General features: G+C 44.3%; 21 protein-coding genes and 1 pseudogene. 3 read left to right on the forward strand and 19 right to left on the reverse strand.

What is annotated here, in order from left to right; all coding sequences use genetic code 11:
- Positions 1-7: 7 nt before the first annotated feature.
- The 12 genes from hypD to KP014_RS23620 all read right to left on the reverse strand — a co-directional run bounded on the left by hypD (position 8) and on the right by KP014_RS23620 (position 10,394).
- Complete coding sequence (gene hypD, locus KP014_RS23565) at positions 8-1,093, reverse strand: hydrogenase formation protein HypD (RefSeq protein ID WP_036599550.1); 1,086 nt, start codon at positions 1,091-1,093, stop codon at positions 8-10.
- Positions 1,086-1,310, reverse strand: coding sequence for a HypC/HybG/HupF family hydrogenase formation chaperone (locus tag KP014_RS23570; protein ID WP_036599553.1), 225 nt, complete (start codon positions 1,308-1,310; stop codon positions 1,086-1,088). Before KP014_RS23570 ends, hypD begins: the two co-directional genes overlap by 8 nt.
- Complete coding sequence (gene hypF / locus KP014_RS23575; RefSeq protein ID WP_036599556.1) at positions 1,301-3,649, reverse strand: carbamoyltransferase HypF; 2,349 nt, start codon at positions 3,647-3,649, stop codon at positions 1,301-1,303. The genes KP014_RS23570 and hypF overlap by 10 nt, the downstream gene beginning before the upstream one ends.
- Before the next feature lie 179 nt (positions 3,650-3,828).
- On the reverse strand, positions 3,829-4,572 hold the full coding sequence (gene tatC / locus KP014_RS23580) for a twin-arginine translocase subunit TatC (protein ID WP_036599558.1): 744 nt from the start codon (positions 4,570-4,572) through the stop codon (positions 3,829-3,831).
- Positions 4,565-5,314 (reverse strand): twin-arginine translocase subunit TatC, encoded by a 750-nt coding sequence (tatC, locus tag KP014_RS23585; protein ID WP_036599561.1) that lies wholly within the window; start codon positions 5,312-5,314, stop codon positions 4,565-4,567. Before tatC (KP014_RS23585) ends, tatC (KP014_RS23580) begins: the two co-directional genes overlap by 8 nt.
- A gap of 21 nt (positions 5,315-5,335) precedes the next feature.
- A complete protein-coding gene (locus KP014_RS23590; RefSeq protein ID WP_036599562.1) occupies positions 5,336-5,584 on the reverse strand; it encodes a Sec-independent protein translocase subunit TatA/TatB in 249 nt (82 codons plus the stop codon).
- A gap of 17 nt (positions 5,585-5,601) precedes the next feature.
- Positions 5,602-6,264 carry a hydrogenase nickel incorporation protein HypB gene (gene hypB, locus KP014_RS23595; RefSeq protein WP_036599564.1) on the reverse strand — a complete coding sequence of 221 codons (663 nt, stop codon included), beginning with the start codon at positions 6,262-6,264 and terminating at the stop codon, positions 5,602-5,604.
- Positions 6,265-6,606, reverse strand: a complete 342-nt coding sequence (locus KP014_RS23600; protein ID WP_036599565.1) for a hydrogenase maturation nickel metallochaperone HypA/HybF — start codon at positions 6,604-6,606, stop codon at positions 6,265-6,267.
- Positions 6,599-7,075 (reverse strand): HyaD/HybD family hydrogenase maturation endopeptidase, encoded by a 477-nt coding sequence (locus tag KP014_RS23605; protein ID WP_036599566.1) that lies wholly within the window; start codon positions 7,073-7,075, stop codon positions 6,599-6,601. Before KP014_RS23605 ends, KP014_RS23600 begins: the two co-directional genes overlap by 8 nt.
- 2 nt (positions 7,076-7,077) lie before the next feature.
- A complete protein-coding gene (locus KP014_RS23610; RefSeq protein ID WP_036599567.1) occupies positions 7,078-8,496 on the reverse strand; it encodes a nickel-dependent hydrogenase large subunit in 1,419 nt (472 codons plus the stop codon).
- A 16-nt stretch (positions 8,497-8,512) separates the two neighbouring features.
- Positions 8,513-9,412, reverse strand: coding sequence for a hydrogenase small subunit (locus KP014_RS23615; RefSeq protein ID WP_090834329.1), 900 nt, complete (start codon positions 9,410-9,412; stop codon positions 8,513-8,515).
- 82 nt (positions 9,413-9,494) lie between these two features.
- Entirely contained in the window at positions 9,495-10,394 is a 900-nt protein-coding gene (locus tag KP014_RS23620) for a hydrogenase small subunit (protein WP_090834330.1), read from the reverse strand.
- Between the two features lie 773 nt (positions 10,395-11,167).
- Here KP014_RS23620 and KP014_RS23625 point away from each other — a divergent pair.
- Positions 11,168-11,302: pseudogene (locus KP014_RS23625) on the forward strand (helix-turn-helix domain-containing protein); the annotation flags it as partial.
- Positions 11,303-11,337: 35 nt separating this feature from the next.
- On the forward strand, positions 11,338-11,610 hold the full coding sequence (locus KP014_RS23630; RefSeq protein WP_036598438.1) for a DUF6809 family protein: 273 nt from the start codon (positions 11,338-11,340) through the stop codon (positions 11,608-11,610).
- Between the two features lie 220 nt (positions 11,611-11,830).
- On the opposite strand, the gene KP014_RS23635 is transcribed toward KP014_RS23630, so the two are convergent.
- The 7 genes from KP014_RS23635 to KP014_RS23660 all read right to left on the reverse strand — a co-directional run bounded on the left by KP014_RS23635 (position 11,831) and on the right by KP014_RS23660 (position 17,406).
- Positions 11,831-13,171: a family 8 glycosyl hydrolase gene (locus KP014_RS23635; protein WP_036598440.1), complete on the reverse strand. Its 1,341-nt coding sequence runs from the start codon at positions 13,169-13,171 to the stop codon at positions 11,831-11,833.
- A 90-nt stretch (positions 13,172-13,261) separates the two neighbouring features.
- Positions 13,262-13,441: a hypothetical protein gene (locus KP014_RS23640; RefSeq protein WP_036598442.1), complete on the reverse strand. Its 180-nt coding sequence runs from the start codon at positions 13,439-13,441 to the stop codon at positions 13,262-13,264.
- A 39-nt stretch (positions 13,442-13,480) separates the two neighbouring features.
- Positions 13,481-13,987 (reverse strand): hypothetical protein, encoded by a 507-nt coding sequence (locus KP014_RS23645; RefSeq protein WP_036598444.1) that lies wholly within the window; start codon positions 13,985-13,987, stop codon positions 13,481-13,483.
- A complete protein-coding gene (locus tag KP014_RS23650) occupies positions 13,984-14,400 on the reverse strand; it encodes a MerR family transcriptional regulator (protein WP_036598446.1) in 417 nt (138 codons plus the stop codon). Before KP014_RS23650 ends, KP014_RS23645 begins: the two co-directional genes overlap by 4 nt.
- A gap of 202 nt (positions 14,401-14,602) precedes the next feature.
- Positions 14,603-14,731 (reverse strand): hypothetical protein, encoded by a 129-nt coding sequence (locus KP014_RS29165; protein ID WP_281426426.1) that lies wholly within the window; start codon positions 14,729-14,731, stop codon positions 14,603-14,605.
- Between the two features lie 775 nt (positions 14,732-15,506).
- Positions 15,507-16,274, reverse strand: a complete 768-nt coding sequence (locus KP014_RS23655; protein WP_036598448.1) for a hypothetical protein — start codon at positions 16,272-16,274, stop codon at positions 15,507-15,509.
- On the reverse strand, positions 16,264-17,406 hold the full coding sequence (locus KP014_RS23660; protein ID WP_036598450.1) for an ATP-binding protein: 1,143 nt from the start codon (positions 17,404-17,406) through the stop codon (positions 16,264-16,266). The genes KP014_RS23655 and KP014_RS23660 overlap by 11 nt, the downstream gene beginning before the upstream one ends.
- 347 nt (positions 17,407-17,753) lie before the next feature.
- Here KP014_RS23660 and KP014_RS23665 point away from each other — a divergent pair, with 347 nt between their 5' ends.
- Positions 17,754-19,679 carry a hypothetical protein gene (locus KP014_RS23665; RefSeq protein ID WP_036598451.1) on the forward strand — a complete coding sequence of 642 codons (1,926 nt, stop codon included), beginning with the start codon at positions 17,754-17,756 and terminating at the stop codon, positions 19,677-19,679.
- Positions 19,680-20,047 lie beyond the last annotated feature (368 nt).

A 20,047-nucleotide genomic window follows, 5' to 3' on the forward strand; every position in this document is an offset into this window, starting at 1 on the left:
CCTCCCGCTACTGATATCGGTAATATGCCGCGCAAGTCCCTTCGCTCGACACCATACAGGAACCGACCGGGGTTTCGGGCGTACATATCTTTCCAAACAACTTGCAATCGGATGGGAGGCATTTTCCTTTCAAAATATCGCCGCAGCGGCAGCCGCCCGCTTCCTCGTCCCGCTCCTCCACGGAGCCGTTGATCAGGCCCCACGCATCAAAGGCCCTGTATTTCTCGCGAAGCCGCAAGCCTGAGCCCGGGATCTGCCCGAGTCCCCGCCAGACGGCATCCGAAGGCTCGAATACCTCATCTATTTTTCCTCGGGCAATCGGATTGCCACCTGGCTGAACAACCATGGAATACAAGTTGGCGACTGTGGCCTTCTTGTCCCGGATTTGCTCCAGAACGTATAGGATCGAGCCCAAAATATCCGCCGGGTCAAACCCGGTGACGGCTCCCGGAATCCCATACGCCTTGGCCAGTTCCTCGTAGAGGCCGGAGCCGATCACCGCGCTGACATGGCCCGGATACAGAAATCCGTCAACGGCAACTTCAGGGTCCGAAGACAGCAGATGCATCGCTGCCGGAATCGTTTTATTGGCCGACAGGATCATGAAATTGTCAAGCCCCTGCTGCGCGGCCTCCAGAACCGCGATGGCCGTAACCGGAACCGTCGTCTCAAATCCGACGGACAGAAAGATAACGGTCTTGTCCGGATGCTGACGGGCGATATCCAGACTATCCAGCGGGGAATAGACCATACGGATATCCCTGCCCAGCGCCTTCTCGGTCAGCAAGCTGACGCCTTTATACGGAATCCGCATCATGTCGCCGAAAGTGGCCACGATGGTATTTTCTCTCCTGCAGAGCTCCAAAGCCGATTTCAGGTAAAAGCTCGGGGTTACGCAGACCGGACAGCCCGGTCCCGAAATGAGCCTGACGTTCGGCGGCAATAGTTCCCGAATTCCGTAACGGGAGATCGCCATCGTATGGGTGCCGCATACCTCCATAATCGAAACGGGCCTTCCGTCATAGCGCCGGATGGCCTTCACCAAGCCTTCCGCCAACGTTTCATTTCGGAATTGTTCCAATTCACTAATCATGGATATTCCCCGCCAGCTGGTGGAGCAGCTCCAGCGTGTCTACGGCTTCCTGCTTATCGATGATCGCAATCGCGCAGCCCGCATGAACGAGCAGGTAATCTCCAACGTTCACCCGGTCAACCAGGGCAATGGACACTTCCCTCCGGATACCGGTAATATCAATCACCGCCCTGTCGCCGCTTACGCTTGTTACTTCTCCGGGTATTGCTAAACACATGATTCCCGCATCCCTTCCCATGTGAGATATTTGCCCAGCGCGATCGCCGCCTGGCCCAGTGAAAGCCCCCCATCATTGGCAGGCACCTTGCTGTGGAGCCATACGCGAAACCCGCTGCGTTCCAATTCATCAACCGTAAAGGCGAGAAGCAAGCGGTTTTGAAACACACCGCCGCTGAGCGCCACCTCATTTAGACCCCGCTTGGATCGAATCCGTCCGCAGATATCCCCTACAATTGCAGCCAATGTCCGGTGAAACGCTCCGGAAATTCCGGAAATACTCCTTCCGTCCCGAATTTCGAGAACCAGTTCCCGGATTAGAGGCGCAGTGCCGATCTCAAACATGCCTTGCACAGCCTTCACTTCGTACGGATAAATCCGTGACGTCTCGGGGTCTGCCGCGCTTTCCAAACGGATGGCCGCCTGGCCCTCGTACTCGGCATAATGACATATGCCAGTTAGAGATGACACGGCGTCAAACAGCCTGCCGACGCTGCTCGTGAGCGGCGTGTTGATGCGCTGCAGAATTTGGCGTTTGACGATGTCCCTTTTGTACGGCTCGATTGTCTTCAGCCACTCGGCCGGCAGCTCAGCCGCTTCGTCATTCATGATATAGCTCAAAGCCATCCGCCAAGGCTCCTTGACGGCCGTATCCCCACCGGGGAGCGGGACATACCCGAAGCGGGCCATGCGCTCAAATCCGCCGTAATCCCCGGCGAAAAATTCACCGCCCCAGATATGCCCGTCTTCCCCTAGTCCCGTTCCGTCGAAGGCGACCCCGATCACCGGACCGGAAACGCCGTTCTCCGCCATGCAGGAAGCGATATGCGCGTGATGATGCTGAACGGGAATCTTGACGATGTTCTTCTGTTCGGAAGCATATTGGGAGGATCGGTATCCAGGGTGCATATCGTAAGCCAAAACCCCGGCTTCGGCTGCGAAAATACGCCCAAAATGCTCCACTCCGCCAATCAGGGAATCCAGCGTTTCCAGGTTATCCAGATCGCCGATATGATGGCTGACAAAGGCTTTGCGGTCCTTCACCAAACAAAAGGCATTCTTTAATTCTCCCCCCAAAGCCAAAATGGGAGGGTTGCCGGACTTGTGCGGCTTCCCTTCCGCCGATTGAACGACAGCGGCCAAGTCGACGGGATAAGGAACGTACCCCCGTGATCTGCGAATAATGTACTCCCGTTCCCGAAACACACTGGTTACCGTATCATCCGTCCTCATATGAATAGGCAGCTTCCCTACCAGGTAATAGTCGGCGATTCCTTGAAGAGCCGGGACCGCCTCCTCGTCGCGGTACACAATAGGCTCGCCGGAACGGTTGCCGCTCGTCATGACCATAAGCTCCAATCCGTCCTGAAACAACAGATGCTGCAGCGGTGTATACGGCAGCATCACGCCAAGCATGTTGTTGTCGGGGGAAAGGGAATCCGCCGCCGGAAGAAACTTCAATGCCTCTGTCTTCAAGGGAAGCAGGACGATCGGCCGCCGGGGGCTCGTGAGAAGCTCCCGCTCCTTCTCCGTCACGGCACAGATGCGGAGAACCGTCTCCAGCGTATCCGCCATAACCGCGAACGGTTTACCGTCCCTGCGCTTGCGCGCCCGCAGCTCCCGTACCGCCGCCTCCTGCGTCGCGTCGCAAGCCAGGTGATAGCCTCCAAGGCCCTTGACCGCCAAAATATCGCCCGACTTCAAACGTTCGGCGGCACTTGCGACCGGATCAGCCGTATCCACTCTTTTGCCGGAAGCATCCAGCAGATATACCGACGGACCGCATACTGGACAAGCTACTGGCTGGGCATGAAATCGCCGGTCAGCCGGGTCATGGTATTCCTTCGCACAATCCTCGCATAACTCGAAATCCCGCATAGTCGTAGTTTTTCGGTCGTATGGAACTTGAACCGTAATGGTAAACCGGGGCCCGCAGTTGGTACAGTTGATGTACGGATAGCGGTACCTCCGGTTACCGGGGTCCTTCAATTCCGCAAGACAATCTTCACAAACGCAAATATCCGGCGAGAGGCGCACCTCGTGAGAGGCGGCGCCAACGCTTTCTTTTATACGGAATTCGGTATAACCGATCGGAGAGTGCAGTTCCGAAGTCAGTTCCTCGATATGAGAGAGTGGCGGGGCGGATGTTCGCAATGAATCCAAAAAAGCATCGATATTTGGCCTGCGGCCCTCCGCCTCCAGTCTGACGCCACTTGCGTCATTCGTGACCCACCCTCTCAGATCATGCTGATGCGCAAGCCGGTATACAAAAGGGCGGAACCCCACTCCCTGCACAATGCCCTTCACTTGGACATCCACCCGGATGACCTCACTCGACATAGCTTCTCGCCCTCATTCCATTCCTGAATAATATGAACTTGAGATTTTCTCATTTGGGTATCGGTCGTATCTTCGAGGAATGCTTGGACTTCCGGCCGCTATCGCTCCTACAGTTCCAAACTTCCCCTTCGTTACTCTCTTACTCTTATGTCATTTTTCAAGTCCATCTTATATAGATGTTACTGTGACGCCGCCTCCCTGCGTTTCTCCATCCGTATGACGACTCTCAGGCTAATTTCGTAAATAAGAATCAAAGGAACGGCCAGCAGGACAACCGAGGTGATATCAGCCGCGAGCAAACCTTCCCCGACCAATACGGAGAACACAATGGTGAACCTCGCTTTTTTCATCCAGGAGGAACGCAGGAGCCCCAGCTTCCCAAGCGCGATAAGCGGAAAAGGAAGAGTGAATACAAGACCGAAAACGACGCACAGCATCGCAATGAAGCTGATGTATTCCTCGCCCGACAAGGCCGCCTTCATATAAGAGTTTCCGTATGTGAGAAGTACGCGCAAAACAGAAGGAACGACCACCGCATAACTGAGAATGACGCCCAAAACGAAACAGGGAACCATATAAACCACCGCCGAAAGCAGCACTTTTCGTTCCTTGACGGTCAGGCCGGGACCGATAAAAGCAAGCAGCTGGTAACCAATGAGCGGGGACAGCGCGACAAGGGACGCAATAAAAGACAGCTTGACCCTCAGGACAAAAGCTCCGGTTAACGAAAAAAACGCCAGATCCAGCCCCTCGTTCCCAACGGATCTTTTTAGAATCTCCACAATCAGGAACGCTTTCGTATAAATGACGGCAGTCAGAACGATGACGGAAGCCACTATCACAATCAATCTTCTGCGCAGCTCGGCCAAATGCTCCAACACCGGTTGATCCGTATCTTGCTGCAAACGGTTTTGATTAATCATGGGTAGTCACACGCTTCATCCTTGGCATGCCCTTTCGCTCCAGAAGGTAAATCGTCCAAATGCTGATTTCGTACAGTGCCGCCACCGGTATCGATTCCGCCAGCAGCGAGAACGCATCGGGGGTTGGAGACAAAATCGCCAGTAGGATCGCAATTCCCAGTATCGCAAATTTCCGTTTTCTCATCAGCATCTTGGAATGAATCAGGCCAATTCTCGACAGCGCAACCATCACGATCGGCAGTTCAAAAACCAGGGCCACCGAAATCAAAAAGAATGCCATAAACGACACATAAGCACTCCCGGAAATCAACGGCCTCAGAACTCCTTGTCCGCTCTTGATCAGAAAGTCGACGGTGTTCGGCAAAATAAACTCATAGGCAAATGCGATTCCCCCCGCAAACAGAACGACAGCGAACGGAATGGCTAAAAAATAAATTTTGAGACGAATGCCGCGTCCCAGCAGGGGGGCGAACATGGACACGAGCAGGCAGGCCAGCACGGGAAAAGAAGCGACAATTCCTCCGAACATCGCCACCTTCAGCTTCGTCATTACTCCGTCCACCGGAGTCATAAAGAACAGCGGCTGATTCTGAAGCGGCCGGCACAAAAGCTTCAAAAGCGGGTCCGACACCGCATATACGGCCGTCGCCGAGACAATGACAACCAGCACACCGGCAATGATGCGGGCGCGGAATTTGCCCAGCCAGCGAACGGCCTTAACGATATTTTCGCTCTCCCACATCAATATTCACCGATGAGACGATTACGACTTAACTTCATTGGTTTCTTGAGTAACGACGGCTTGAACCGGAACAGAGGCTGCTTGAACCGGAACAGGCTCGTTAGCGGTGGTGGAAGCGGCAGTCTCGCCGGTTAACTCCCTGCCCGCTTTCCGAAATTCGGAGAAGGCTTTACCGATAGCTCCGCCCACGGAGGGAAGCTTGCCGGGACCGAACACAATTAACGCGATGACCAAAATAACAATAAGTTCGCCAAAACCAATATGAGGCATAGATAACACTCCTTTTTTTATACTGGATTCGAGATCGAGATCGTTTCCTTCAACCAGGCGCAAAGCTCATCAATTCCCTGGCCGGTCATGCAGGAAGTTTCAATAACCTTCGCCTTAGGATTGATTTCCTGTATATCCTTGTGGAATTCATCCTTGTCAAAGTTCGTATAGGGCACCAAATCAACTTTATTCAAAATGACAATGCCGGACTTTTCGAACATGCGCGGATATTTCTGCGGCTTGTCGTTTCCTTCCGTCGTACTTAACACGGTAATGATCAGATCCTCCCCCAGCTCGAAGGACGCGGGACAAATCAGGTTGCCGACATTCTCGATAATCAGCAGGTTCGTCTCTTCCAAGTTCAAATGGCTTAAAGCGTTCCGGATCATTTGCCCGTCCAGGTGACACCCGCCCTCGGTGTTGATTTGCACGACCTGTACGCCATGAGCCTCGATTCTTTCGGCATCCTTTGTCGTATAGAGGTCACCCTCAATCACCGCAATTTTCACTTCATCCTTTAGCTTGGCGATCACTTTCTCCAGAATGGAAGTTTTGCCCGATCCCGGCGAGCTCATCAAATTGATGACATACAGGCCCTTCTCGTTCATCAGCTTCTTGTTCTGCTGCGTTAGCTCGTCATTCACTTTCAAGATGTTGGTAACGACTTTAATACTGCTCATTTAATCACCCTCCATCGTATCGATATATAGCTCATAACCTGTAAGGACCTGATTGTTCAGCCCGCCGCACGAAGGGCATACGGGATGATAATAACGGATGGGAAACGTAATGTCACAGCTCCCGCATGAGGCTGTTGCTTCCACCTGTTCGATGATAAAATCCGACCCTTCCGCAATCGTACCTTGCGATGCGTTTTGAAAAACGAATTGCATGGCTTCCGGAAGTGCTCCCGACAGTTCTCCCACCTTGGCTGTAATGCGTTTGATTTTTGTCAAATGGTGCTCTTCGGCTTTCGCGAGGATTAATTCCAAGGCGCTTTCTACAATGGCCGCTTCATGCAAAGTTCGTTTCCTCCTGACTTGCGAAGCCCAATTCTTGCTTGAGAAGCCCGATGATGTCGGGAATCTTGCTCCTCATGAGTTCCGACATTTCGAGTTCAAAACCGATCTCCTGCGGTTCAATGCCGAATATGATGACGTCCGGGGCGGAGCCAAGCATACGGGCCATTCGGACCACATCTAAAATTTGAACATCGTGAATGGATAAATTCCCCTTCTCGTAGCTCGCAAGATCCTCTGGCCTGATCCGGTAAATCGTCCCAGGCTCCAAGCCGGCCTTCAACGAATCGATAACGATAATTTTCCGGCACTCCAGAAAATAGCTCAGCATGGCAAGGGTGGAAGTCCCCCCATCCACCAGTTCAACAGTGGACGGGAGGTCTTCTTTCTCCAACTCGCGGATCGTATGGACGCCGATGCCGTCATCCTTCAGGAGTATGTTGCCGATTCCAATGACCGCGGTGTCCTTCATCGTTATTTGCCAAGAGGCTGCACGACAAATTTGGACATTTCCACGCCGTCTGGGGACATGACATGCACGGAACAACCGGTACACGGATCAAAGGAATGCACAATGCGGAGCAGTTCCACAGGCTGCGCCGGGTCTGCCACCTGGGTACCAATCAGTGCTTTTTCAACAGGGCCCGGGTTGCCGGCGTCGTCCATAGGAGAGGCGTTCCAGCAGGTTGGGGTAATGATTTGGTATTTGGAAATTTTGGAGCTGGATACCGATAACCAATGGCCAATCGCGCCCCGGGGAGCTTCCGTTAATCCGGAGGCGCTGCCCGATACCGGATCGCCGATATTCGTAAAGCCGCTGGCCCCTGGTGTCAATTGATCCAGCCAAGTTTGCATATTGCTTACGAGTTTCGACATTTCTACGTAGCGCGCCATATGCCGGTCCATAACGGATACGCCATTGCGGTAGTCGCCGCTTACCCACACTCTGGCCAGCGGTCCCGCTTCGAAAGGCGTGTCGTTGTACCGGGGAGATTTCAACCAGGTGTAAGCTCCGCTCTTTCCGTAGCTCGCTGTTGTCGTGCCGCTTGCCGGGGCTTGTCCGCTCGGAGAGGAGTAATAGGAATATTTATTGTATTCCTTAATGTTCGCTTCGCTGAATGCGCCGACGGTTCCATTGATGACAGTGCCGGCTGGGAATAACAAGCTTCCGGAAGTATTCGTGTCAAATACGCCGAAGGTAAGCAGGTTTCCGTACCCTGTGCCCACGTTGTAGTAATCGCTATAGGCCGAAGCCAGCATGTTGACATCCGATTGATAAGTACTAGAAATGAAGGACTGTATATCGTTCAAATAGTTTCTGAAGTTGGTGATTTCAGTTGCCGATGGCAACGCCGTTACACCGCCCGGAACAATATTCGCGGCATGGGGAAGCTTACCGCTGAAGATGGCCGCCATTTCATTGGCCTTTCTGCGGATTTGCAGCGCCGAAAGATAGTGATTTGTCAGCGTTTGGGTATCGGTGGCATTGAACCTTAGATCCTGCGTGTAGCCTCCCGTCCATGGGCTCATCTGCGGACCTTGAATATAGTCTAGTAACGATAAATGGTAAAAATGCGTGATCCCGCTGTCCAGGAAATTTGCCCCTTGAATCAGATTCCGGAGCATCAGCCCCTGGAGATTAGGTTTAAAGCCCTTAATTTTTTCAACCGCCTTTGAGGAAGCAACGGCTTGAGGGACAGGGCATACACCGCAAATCCGCTGAGTCAGGAAAGCAGCATCCCTTGGAGGCCGATTCAGCAGCATGTTCTCAAAATCCCGGAACAGCATCCCGGCGACGGTGGCGGAAGCAACCGCATTATTTGCGTCCAGCGTGACTTCGACCTTCAAATGTCCTTCCAGACGAGTTACTGGATCCAGTTTAATTGTACTCATTATCATTCACCCTTTCTTAGTCGCCGCTTGAGACGGAAATGACAGGATTTAACGGGAATGCGGGAGATGTACAGCCGATGCACGGATAATTCGATTGGATGCACCAGCCTTGTTTGTTGTTCCACTTGAGCGAAGGACATGGCGATAGGTTCCCAGGGCCTTTGCAGCCGATTTCCTCATAGCAGCCGTATTTTCCGGGCTGGGATACTTCTTCTGTTTCTCTTCTTGGACAAACACTGTGTACGGTTCTGTTGAAATATTTAGTCGGGCGGCTGTAACTGTCGAGAGAAGGTACACCAGTCAAGATTAAATCAAGCAGCGTCTGCACCATTACCGTCGCATTCACGGGACATCCCGCCAAATTGACGACCGGGTTCGCGGTTTTGCCGCTCAGCAGCGACTTAACGGTAACGCACCCTGTGCTGTTGGGGGCTGCAGCCGCCACACCGCCAAAGGAGGCGCAGGTGCCTGCCGCCACGACATATTTCGCTTTCGGCCCATATTTGAGCACCGCATCATACATGGTAAGCGGCACCCCGTTCTGCTCGCCGATAATACAGTTGTTTTTAGAAGCTCCTCCCGGAATAGCGCCCTCGATCACGAGAATGAATTGTCCGTTATACTGGTTCGCCGCATTTTCAAGTGCCTGCATCGCACTTTCACCTGAGGCGGCCATGAGCGTGCTGTCATACTTCATACTGATTTTGTTCTGAAGCACATCTTCGATGGTGGTCGGGTTCGTCACATTCAGTGTGGATATGCTACAGCCCGAACAACCTGATCCCAGCAGCCAAATGACCGGCGGGTCCGTTTCCGCTGCCATAACCGTGTTCAGCTTGTCCATATCCATCTCCAATTTCAGCGCTGCCACAGCTGCCACCGACCACTTGAGAAAATCTCTCCTGTTGATTCTCATCAAATTCTCTCCTTTTCGTCGATTGGGAGTCTCCTATCCATGGAACCACTTTAAAGGAGGCCAGGTGATCATTCACCCTTTCTTAGCTGCCGCTTGAAACGGTAATGAGTGGATTTAGCGGGAATGCAGGAGCTGTGCAGCCGATGCACGGATAATCGGATTGGATGCACCAGCCTTGTTGGTTGTTCCACTTCAGTGAAGGACATGGCGATTGGTTTCCGGGGCCTTTACAGCCGACATTCTTATAGCAGCCGTAAATTCCGGGCTGGGTGACCTGGGTTTGCCCTTTTCTCGGACACACACTATGTATGGTTGTTCCGAAATATTTACTCGGGCGGCTATTATTGTCGAGAGAAGGTACACCAGTCAAGATTAAATCAAGCAGCGTCTGTACCATTACCGTCGCATTCACGGGACATCCTGCCAAATTGACGACCGGGTTCGCGGTTTGGCTTCCCAGCAGCGACTTCACAGATACACATCCTGTGCTGTTGGGGGCTGCGGCCGCCACACCGCCAAAGGAGGCACAGGTGCCTGCCGCCACGACATATTTCGCCTTCGGCCCATATTTGAGCACAGCATCATACATAGTGAGCGGCACCCCGTTCTGCTCGCCAATAATACAGTAGTTCTTGGAGGCTCCCCCGGGAATAGCGCCCTCGATCACGAGAATGAATTGTCCGTTATACTGGTTCGCCGCATTCTCAAGCGCCTGCATCGCACTTTCACCTGATGCCGCCATGAGCGTGCTGTCATACTTCATACTGATTTTGTTCTGAAGCACATCTTCGATGGTGGTCGGGTTCGTCACGTTCAGTGTGGATATGCTGCAGCCCGAACAGCCCGATCCCAGCAGCCAAATGACCGGAGGGTCCGTGTCCGCCGCCATAACCGTGTTCAGCTTGTCCATATCCATCTCCAATTTCAGCGCTGCCACAGCTGCCACCGACCACTTGAGAAAATCTCTCCTGTTGATTCTCATCAAATCTCTCCTTTTCGTCGATTGGGAGTCTCCTATCCATGGAATCACTTTCTTTCTATGGCAAATCCACCCAGATTATAAAGGGGCAGGGAAACAAAGATCAATGAACAAACTGAGAACTTTTTGGATAAAATTCCCTATAATTTGACTGTTTTCCTTACCAATCGCAGTGAACTCAGCAGAAGGTTGGTATGAAAGCTAAGGTACAGTACATAGAAATCGCTTACAAGATAATACTTAATGGGGTGAAATTGGGAGAGTTAACAGCAAAAGAAAAACCGCTCCAAAAGAAGCGGTAGACTGTCAACAACGTATCTGCCTAGGCAACTGTTCAAGTTGCCTTTCATTTCTCTCTTACGCTCGGGTGGTATCCAGCGTTTTTTTATCAACACTTACTCAAACATAAAATGACCATGCGTTTTCGCACAGTCATTCCGAAATAATTACAATGGTCGCTCATTCTTTTTCAATCTCATTTTCAACGAGTTTCACCAACTCTGAAGCCTTTATGCTTAGGTCATACCAAAAATAAATTTCGTTTTGTAGAGTATACTATGTGGATTTTTCTTCGTAGCCAACGGGATAATGGAATTAAGGACACTCGCAAAAACAGAAAATGAGCCAGGAGAGCTTGGCCTCTCGGAGCAATCTTGATGAAGTTCCATACTATTGAAGTGAAAAGAGTGTCCTGGTTAAATGTTAACTATGCGAAAAATGCATAAAAATCAACATGCGAGTTTCGTATAAACTAAGATAGGTTTTGGGTGATGAATATGTATAAAAATATTCGGGATTTACGGGAAGACAAAGATTTGACCCAGCAAGAGCTGGCAAATATACTTCGCATTACGCAAGCTACCTATTCCCGTTATGAAAGCGGAGAGTTGGATATACCGACCGCGGTACTCAATTCACAGATTTTTACAGAAAGGATGGGGATGGAATGAGAAGCCTTTTGGAGGAATTGTATCATGGCAATCTGTGCCCCGATGAAAAAGTGATCTCCAGCGACCCGAATTATCGGCAGATCAGCCGAAAGACATCCGAGGCGATGGAGGCTTGGAAAAAGCAGCATTCCGAGGAGGAGTTTGAGGAGCTTGAGGCTTTGTTGGACTTATACGCTCAGACACATGGAATGGAACTGGCCGCTTCTTTTACATACGGCTTCCGGCTTGGAGCAGGAATCATGGTTGAGATATTAACCGGGAAGGACTAGCTTGCTCGCAAACTGATTGCCTTTTTCAAATGCGGCAGATTGTCGTGGAAAAAGATCGAGCCAAAACAAATCCAGCTACCGAACCTTACAGTAACTTTAGCTAATCATGAGCGAATGCCTGAATGTTTTAGACACAAAAAAATCGCACAGACACCCGCTTGAAAACGGAGCCATGCGATCATTTCCAATATCCTGTAATTTCTTCTACATCCTTTTAGCTTTAAATGACTGTGGGATCCCACCAGTTCCCAGAGATCGTGATCATGCAAAGCAATCTGATGCTGTTACCGTAGTAAGTATTATTAGATGTAGGAGAACTCACAGTACTTTTCCATAGTGCATTCAGCCATTTTTGGTTACTTGGGTCTACCATAGCACTAACTGCAAAAGGTGCAGAGAAAGCTATAGCGGAATCGGTATCGTTCAACGACTCTCCGTTTAGTTTATACCCTGCTATAATCTTCTTCGGATTGCCACTTGTTTTTTGTTGTATCCACGCATTCATTTTTCTTACCTGGCCCAGTGCCCGTGTATCTCCTGTTAGCAAATAATCAATGGGAACTCTCCATGGGACACGTGCTGCGTTCCAACTGAAGTATCCGTCCCTATCTGTTTCTAGAAAATTAGCAGGTGCTGGTGCATAAGCACTACGATTCCATACGACAAAATCCGGAAGTAAACCGGTAGTTGGGCTATATTTTCTTGAAATAGAGTTGATAATTTTGTATGTATTATTGATCACTTTTCCCCAATTTTTATCACCTGTAATTTCCTCAAAAACTTTAAGGTGGCTCATCATAAAATCAGAGGGACGGGTTGCAAGTCCGTAATCAGTGTCATTATCATTTACCCAATCACCAAATTTCAAGTTAAATTTCTGATGATTTACATCTTTCTTCATGATCGCATCAATCACGGCTTTTGCTTCGCTCCAGTAGTCAATTTCTCCATCGCTCCCCCACTGTTCATTAGCTAGCAGCAGTCCGTACGCTATATCCATATCTCCATCTGTAGCAGAACGATTTCCGTCATCGCTTTCACTTTGGGGGGTATTAACGATATTTCCAGCCTTCGTTTTAATCTGCTGCCAAGCCATTAAAGCCGGATCGCTAACACTTGGATGCGCTTTGTAAAATCGGTACAGGCCATCAAAGTATTCTTTTGCACGAGGATCGTAACCTGCCATCAATGCAGTGATTAGCATGCCATAACCATGACCTTCTGAGCAAGATACAGCATTAGCAGGTGAAGCAGCTCCTTCTAGGTTGTAAAAAACGTAATATTGATTCGATTTTTTGGGGTGCATTTTCAGATAGCTATTTTTCCATTCATCATACTTTTTACGCACATCGTCATCCAACTGTTTTTGAGAAACATCATTTGGTTTTATGACACCCCTCTTATACTGTACATGCTCTGGAAACGGGTGCATTGGTTGTACGGCAGCTGAAGTAGATCCTTCGGAAAGTCGAGGCTGGGGTTTGATCTCCGCTACGGATACAGTATGTAAAGAAACGGATAATAACGATAAAAACGTAATATATAAAAGAACTCGTTTCATCCTAATAATCATCCCCTCTTGTTCGAAAATAAAAACGAATTATTCCTTCTAAAGACAAAGACCGCCAATAAATGCACGGTCTTTCGCAAATTATTGTTCATCCTCATTCTGATTCGGAACAATCGTAACCGCTCTAATGAACACGTCAGGGAGTCTTTGGCGAATCTGCACTTTTGCTTCGGACAAGTTAGATGCTTTCACATTTTCAAAATATAAAATACCATTAGTGTCTTGATATTCTACAGTATATTCAACTCGATCATCATCCACAATCCCCACCCATCCTTTCTAGTTACGTTTCCTTCATTTTCAGTAATCAACACGGTATTTCTTTTCTAAGTAAGAAAACTCATTGCTCCTTGCTTCCAAAATCTTTGATTGGATGAAAACGATATCTGCATCTTCATTAGTTGATGGGGTATTAACTAATTTTTTAATACGCTCGACAACTTGTTCGTCAATTTCGACCAAATCCATTTCATCTTCACTTACCAACTGAATTGGTATTTCTTGAGTTATTGTGTTTTCGCATGAAAACAGAGTCACACTAATTGTCATTTCACCACATGCAATTGCTTCTTGGGTGAAAATTTCAATCAGAACATCCTTGTCCTTAGAATCAAGCACAATTTGTTTACGTTCATTCTCTGCATAGCCATTGAGATTGCATGAGCGATAAATCCCATCCGGAAGCTGTATGTGTATTTCCATTTTTTCGGAAGCAGTTGCTTCATCTCGAAAGATTTGTATCCATAAGTGATTCATTCCTTCTTTGTTCTCCATCATTGACTTGGCTAGTTTAACTTCAAGCTTCATTGTTTCTCACCCCTTAAAGCTTGAGATACCGAATCAATAACTCTTTGTTTTAATTCAGCAGAAATTCGGGGGCTTATCGTTATGATGACATCATCAGTTATTTTTAGCGTTTCGTTTTCAATAATTCGGCTCGGTTCAAACAGTGCCATTTGCTGACTGATTTTTTCAATGTCCTCCAATGAAAGTTTCTTTAACGTTTCCTGAATGGACGCTAACGTTTCGCCAGTCCTTGATAAGGTGATAATAGCCCGAAAGTAGTGAATGTGATTATCCGTGTACACCCTTTTATTACCGACTAATTCAAGGGGCGGTATCATACCAATTTGTGTGTAATACCTTACCGTTCGCAAATTCATGCGTGGGTCGTCTTGTTGAAGAATATCCGCTATCTGTTTGGCGGTATAACTATTCATGACACACCTCCAGTTACATTTCACTGTTATCATTACAGTTTAGTGTATTGTTTACAGTTTACTGTAATGATATTCGATTGTCAATTTCATGGTGTATTAATCGCTGTATTGCGTGACCTCCTAAAAAGCAGAATCCAGTTTGCCGGACAAATGGAAATAGCCGACAAATGGATTAAGCTGGGGGCATGCCGCAAACCGTATTTTACGGATCGTCGGTGTAAGCAAACAGATCTACTACTATCGGAAAAAGCAGGCGAGCCTTGTGAAGGCGGAGAAATGCGGGGGAGAGGGGCCGTCTGTCGCCGGTCATGATTTGTTTAATTCTAGCCATAATAAAAACTCCTCTCCAGTACTTGTGGTTAGACAAGCACCGAAAAGGAGTGTATCGTCGTGGTCCTGTGTTTGAAATATGATTCCTAGATACACAAAACCTTTAGCTTTTGACGGAAGCTTTTATTCAAGGGCTTTAAGCCGAAACCCTTGATCTTACTTAGAATGCCGAGGACCGGGATCGAACTGGTACGGTAGTCACCTACCGCAGGATTTTAAGTCTTGAAACGGCCCTTTAGCTTCTTATCTACACCACGGAAAGATCGCACATAAATCCTTTAACCACGCGGGTTAAGGGTGCTTTTTTGTGTTCCATACTCTCTACTTTCAGGGATTTGGATATGCAGCAGTGTTAGCAAAAATGTTAGCAAATAATTGAGCAGGAGCTAAATGCTTCTGCTCTTTTTTTATCCTTGTTTGAATCACATCAATTAGATCCTGAATTTTAAAATTGGTGTTTTGAGCTTGTTCTAAGTATCAGAATCATCGACTGTAGATACAGTCTGGACAAGGGATTCCGGCAGACCAATAAACTTGGCGACCTCGCATGCGCTGATGCCACCTTTGTACCTGTGAATGCTGGCTTCATTCAAGCAACATTTTCTATGCTGGAATGGCTCGAAAAGAAGTGTCTGAATAATTATTTGCGGTCAAGATGAACCCGCTTCTCAACGGTTAGTATCATTGAGCATTTTTTTCTTAATGGCATCGTAACCCCGAGGTACCCTATTATGTATTCTGGAAAGACTCCATCTTAATCTACCAATCCAATAAGATTAGCTTTTCTTCTCTATTAATTTACTTAATCTTTCCAAAGCGTGGTCTTTCTCTGATGGACCAGGTGATTTACTTTCAGATTCACTAATTGTTGTATCTTCTTCTGAAAAGCTATTATTGATTCCAGTTAAAACATAGTCTAGAAGTTCAGTCTTTTCTCGTTCTTTTTTAGCTATATTCATTCGTCTAAGTGAATTTATTATAAATAATACAGACTCAATAAGTATTACAACTAAAATTATGATAACAATTGACTTTTTAGTTGTATTTTTATTCTCGTTATATGGAATTATATTACTCGAAATATCATCGGAATAAGAGGCATAGAAGTTTTTATAGTCTTCATGAAACCATATTATTAATTCTATAGAAGCATTTTGAGATAACCTATCCATATTAACAATTACTGTTGAGTTAGAACTAATGCTGCTGTCTTTAATTGATTCAGTACTTTCTATTTTATAATCGAATATTGAACCATCTAAATCTAACTGGATTCTTAAATTTTTCGAAGAAATTCCTTTATTTTTAATTTTTATGACTCTTAATGAATCAGCAGATGGCCTGTTATTATTCTTGAGAGTATTATCATTCATTATTTCGAGTAGCTTGTCAGGTAAAAATTGGTTGGTCTTACTAGTTTCAATTATTAACGTAGAGTTATTATTTAATCTATCGTATATATTATTACCAAATAATAATACTAATAAAGATATGAAAGAACTTATAATAGCAACTATCACAGAAAGTTTACTTTTATCTTTCAAAGATACCTCCTCCTTGTATGCCAGGCATCTCAAAAACCACATGCTCCTTGGGAATATAGCTATTATAACGGCTGAAACTGATATATTGGAGCGCACCTTCATTCACAACTTCAGTAATTTTTTCAGTAACTCCTGTAGAAGAATCAGCATCGTTTACAGAAAGTAAATCATCTGTTACTAATATTCCCGCACCATTATTATATTTTAAATCTTTCAAATCTCTACAAAAAGTTAACCGTAAAACGAAAAGAATGATATTCTTCTGCCCATATGAAAAGACATTAAAATTCCTTTGCTTCATGACGTCTTTAAAATTATAGAAATTCTCGTTCCGTTTGGTTAAATGATTTATAGTATGATAAAAAAAAGCATCAATAATTGATAATTGTTCATTGATAAACTCTTCGCTAAATTCCTTTTCTTGTATTAATATAGTACGTGCTCTTTCCATTAAATTATAATTTTCTATTATTTTTTCTTTGATTTTTTTATATTCAAAACCTATTATGTCATTCAACTTGTTTAATGTATTATCTTCGATGATTTTTGCTATGGAATTCTCTACGCCGTTTTTGTATTTCTCAACCAATTTCAATCCATGGTTATCAAATGCTACTTCATTTTCAATTGTTTTAATATCCTTTTCTATTGAGTCTAGGTATTCTGAATTATAGCCAACAATCTTATGGTATGTGTCCTGCTTCTCTTTGCTATTCCCTTTAATGTCCAGTTCAGCATAAAAAGAATGTCCCAATATATCAAGCGTAGCAAGCTCATTAAATGGTGAAACAAATTTTATATTCATTAATTCAGTATATATTTGATTTAACTCAATTGAGTTTGCTTTGGCTTGCCTATGTATATCCCCTTCAAAAAAAATCATATTAGAAGGTAATTTTCTCGAAATACGCACACTCTTATCTTTAAACTTGCATTCCAGATAAGGGGAATCGAATGACCAGTAATTTATTAATCTCGTAAAGTTACCTTTCAGACCTAATAAATATTGAATCAAGTTGAACAAAGTTGTTTTACCTGAACCATTTAATCCGATAATATAGTTTTGTCCCTCATTGAAATTTATTGTAAGTTGCGGGTTAATATAAAGCCTCTTAATAATAATTTTACTCAAGATAACACCCCGATTTCTCTTTATTCTTCACCTTTATAACTTGGTTTCTTATTTTAATACTGCTTTTTCTATTAGCTCTAAAATCAAGATATTCAGCAAGGCATCCCACTATGAAAAACGTTTTATTCTACATAAACTTAAGAACTAAATTCGACGTTTTCCGGCATTTTCCTTTTTTAGATCAGATAAAGGTAGTTGATCATAGTAAGAATACCTAAGGGTCTGTATAATTTAATTCAATCTCTTATTGTATAAATTAAATATTTGCATGATATTATTTTCAGGGTGATAATAATCAATCTTTATTTGATATTCTCCAATAAATTTTTATTATAGGAGTGGTAAAAATGAATCTTTTAGATCCAGACAATTATAATTTTTATAAATTTGAAAACGAAATAAAAAAAGGCTTTGATAACATACTGGCATATTTATTAAGTATTTTAGAATCTCAAGGAATTGACAAGGTAATATCAATTATAAAGGCATCAGGTATCGCTGTTAGTTTTTATGAAGATACAAAAAACAAAGAGATATTTAATAAAATAATTGATACGCTTTTGCCATTGATTAAAGATGATGAAAAAAGAAAAGTAAATAACTTAATTACTGAATCAGAAATTATTGAAGATATTATTGCTAAATTTAATCAAATGCGTTCAGCATATTTTGATAAACTAGGGAAAGAAGTAGATAAATATCAAGTGGTTTCTTATTTGCTTTCTCTTGAAAGATATCTATATGGCCTAAGTGGGAATACAGATACAAGTAAAAATTTCAATTTAAAAGTTGCGTTGAGGGATTCTGCAATCGAGTCTACAGGAATGATTTTAAAGTTCTTTATGTTCAATAACTATGAATTTTGCGGAAGTAATAAATTTATTGAAGCTCAATATCTTGATATATCAAGTAAACATATATTCTTTAGTACATACTGGAACGAAATAAACGATATGATTGAGTACTGGAAGTATTCTGAAGTAAATATTCTAGGTGAAATTCACAACAAAATAACATTTGAGATTTCAGACAATGAATTTGAGTTGAATAATATCATTTCAAATGAAAGGTTTGTTAACTTGCGTGAAGGTTGGCAAATGAGTGCTGTGGGAAAAGTATTGAATAAGGAATCAGATTATGAATTGTCTGATCAGCTAGAAAAGTTAACGTATCTATTCTCTACGTTGTATTTCGGTACACCAACCTTGGAAGAAAAGGTGGAAAATATTAAACTTTCAAAATGGATTAAGGCATATCAATTACTCATTAATGAATGCAAAAGATTTCTTGCTACACATGCTAGAAGAAATGGATATAGAATTAAAAATTATTGCATTAGTAAAACAAAGAAAATGTGGAAAGAATTATATTTAAAAAATGGTTTTTCAAACATAGAATTTGAAAGTATTTTTAATATATTTACATTTAATAACAAATCGCAAGATATCTTGGATTGCCCGTTAATTAAAGTGGATGATCAGTTTGTACTAATACCTTCGCTAATGATATATGCTGACCCGGCAAGAGCACTTTCTTCAAACTTTTTAACCAGAAATAGTAAACTGAGTTTTAAGGGAAAAGGGTTTGAAGATAGATTGAAAGCTGGATTTAAAATAAATAAAATAAAATATTCACCTTTGTACAAAAGAGTAAACGATACTGAATATGAATGTGATGTGGCTTTTGTTATGGAGAATGATATATTTTTTGTCGAATGTAAAGCCCATGTTCAGCCATACACTACAAGACAACATGCTAATCATTTATTTAAACTCTATAAAGAGACAGCGCAAATTAATAGAATAGCTGACTTTTTCAGTAACAATCCTACTCTTATTAAAGAGCAATTAACTTTAGATAATGATTTTCAAATTGAAAATTATCATCGCATTTTAATAACAACTTCTATGATAGGTAGACCACTAGAGGTTAATGGAGTATACATAATTGATGAGTCTTCATTTAATATGTTTTTAAGTAGGACTCCTCCTTCATTGATGTTGATTAATGAAGGAGCTTTTAAACAGCACTTCACTCAAAAATTCGATGTATATCATGGCAGTATAACGGTAAATAAAATAATTGATTTTCTTAAATCACCTCCTCAAATAGAAATATTAAAGTCATTTTATTCAAAGCGGGTTATGAAACTTGATTTATTTGACATTTGTAGACATGCTAAAACAAATAAAACAGTTTATATGGGAAATGAAATTAACGATCTAGATGAAGATTTGCTTAATAAATATTATTCAGAGCAAATTCTACAATAAAAAAGTTAACAGTGTATTTGTCGAGCGAGGAATGGCTGATATGCTTGTTGTATGTAATTTGAGTAACGGGATTAAAAAATTATTTATTTCAGCGATAATTTAATTTATTTTAAATTAGAACAACTATACCAAAACAAAGAAGACCGACCCTCTAAGATCGGCTTTTCTCATCTGTAAAAGCTTGTTTTTTCAAGCAATAAAGCCTGATATAAAAGCAGTTTTCACCAAAAAAACATTCAAGAAAACATTTTTTAAAAACCTTGATTTCACTCGTCTTTCCATACTTCAACTTACCCTAAACAAACGAAAAACCCTTAAGTATTAAGGGTTTTTCTCTAAATTAAGCATGTAGATCTTTGAACCAGTTT

It is taken from the genome of Paenibacillus sophorae, from assembly GCF_018966525.1.
Lineage (GTDB): Bacteria > Bacillota > Bacilli > Paenibacillales > Paenibacillaceae > Paenibacillus_AQ > Paenibacillus_AQ sophorae.